Below are 370 nucleotides of genomic sequence, written 5' to 3'. Positions count from 1 at the left end.
GCACCAGGGTGGGGATCAACCACCAGAGCAACTGCGTTTTCAGGGTGCGATTGCGGTTTTTTTTCCTGGAAACCGGGGTTTTTTCCGGAAAGCTAGTTGTCAACAGCGTTCTCCAGGCAGTAGCCCATGCCCCGCATGGTGGTGATCTGCACGCCGGTTTCCGCCAATTTTTTGCGCAGGCGATGCACCAGCACCTCGATGGCTTCGAGGTTGATGTCGGCGTCGTCAGTGACGATGCGGTCGAGGATCTGCTGCTTGTTGATGGGTTCGCCGCTTTTCTGGATCAACACCCGCAGTACGGCGTGTTCACGTGGGGATAACTGCAAAGCCTGTCCGGAGACCGTGAATTTTTGCGCGGAAGTCTCGAAAA

The 370-nt window shown here is 55.9% G+C and carries 1 protein-coding gene; it reads right to left on the bottom strand.

What is annotated here, in order from left to right; all coding sequences use genetic code 11:
- Window positions 1–92: 92 nt before the first annotated feature.
- On the bottom strand, window positions 93–370 hold a 278-nt coding region (locus SB751_RS28545), incomplete at its 5' end, for a winged helix-turn-helix domain-containing protein (protein WP_410748859.1).

Source organism: Cupriavidus sp. SIMBA_020 (assembly GCF_046535395.1).
GTDB classification, from domain to species: Bacteria; Pseudomonadota; Gammaproteobacteria; order Burkholderiales; family Burkholderiaceae; genus Cupriavidus; species Cupriavidus campinensis.
This window is presented reverse-complemented; position numbering and strand designations above follow the sequence as displayed.